Source organism: Kitasatospora indigofera (assembly GCF_014655955.1).
Classification (GTDB): Bacteria; Actinomycetota; Actinomycetes; order Streptomycetales; family Streptomycetaceae; genus Kitasatospora; species Kitasatospora indigofera.
Genome location: NZ_BNBO01000130.1, coordinates 1 through 1,178, shown reverse-complemented (window position 1 = coordinate 1,178; position 1,178 = coordinate 1). Strand labels below are relative to the sequence as shown.

Below are 1,178 nucleotides of genomic sequence, written 5' to 3'. Positions count from 1 at the left end.
CGTGGTCGCCGACCTGGTCGGGGGCGGACGGTGACGCTGACCTACATCGACTTCTTCTGCGGCGCCGGCGGCAGCAGCACCGGCGCGAAGGCCGTCCCCGGCGTGAAGCCGGTGCTCGCCGCCAACCACTGGGACAAGGCCATCGCCTCCCACACCGCGAACTTCCCCGACGCCGACCACTTCCTCGGCGACCTCCACGACGCGGACGTCGCCAAGTTCCCCGCCGGGGACATCTTCTGGGCCTCCCCCGAATGCCCCAAGTGGTCGAACGCCCGCGGCAAGAAGCGGGACTTCGACAAGCAGCCCGACCTGTTCGGCGACACCCTCCCCGACGAGGCCACCGACCGATCCCGCGCCCTGATGTGGGACGTCCCGCGCTACCTGGAAGCCATGGCCGCACGCGGCCGCCCCGTCCTCGCCGGCGTCGTCGAGAACGTCATCGACGTCCGCGCATGGGACCTCTGGCAGGCCTGGGTGCAGGACATCCGCGACCTCGGCTACGCCACCCGCCTGATCGCCCTGAACTCCATGCACGCCCGCCCCCGGATCACGGCCGCCGCCCCACAGTCCCGCGACCGCCTCTACCTCGCCTACTGGCGCCGCGACCTGGGCCGCACCCCGGACTGGGACAAGTGGCTCCGCCCGCAGGCATGGTGCCCCGGCTGCGAGAAAGTCGTCCGGGCGGTGCAGGTGTTCAAGAAGCGCGGCGCCGACATGGGCCGCTACCGCCAGCAGTACGTCTACCGCTGCCCGCACGTCACCTGCCGCAACACCGTCCTGGAACCGCCGGTGCTCCCGGCCGCCGCCATCATCGACTGGTCGCTGCCCGGCCGCCGCATCGGCGACGGCAAGCCCAACCGCAAGACGTTCACCCCCTACGCCCCCGCCACCCAGGACCGCATCCGGGCGGGCCTGGCCAAGTACGCGGTGCCCATGCTCGCCCCGGCCGGCGGCACCTGGCGCGACGAGGCCACCCCCGTCACTGCCCCGGCCCCCACCCGCACCACCCGCGAGAACGACGGCCTCGCCGTCCCCCCGCTCCTCATCCCCGCCGAGGGCCGCGACGGCAAAGTCGCCGCCCCCACCACCGAGCCCCTGCGCACCCAGACCGCGCGCAACGAGACCGGCCTCGCGTGGATGCCGTTCATCGCCGAACTGCGCGGCGGATCCTCCGACGC

Annotated in this window: 1 protein-coding gene; it reads left to right on the top strand. The window is 73.2% G+C overall.

All coding sequences use genetic code 11. The features are described from left to right. Window positions 1-30 precede the first annotated feature (30 nt). Window positions 31-1,178, top strand: a 1,148-nt coding sequence (locus IE329_RS39730; protein ID WP_229928156.1) for a DNA cytosine methyltransferase, incomplete at its 3' end; no start/stop codon positions are given.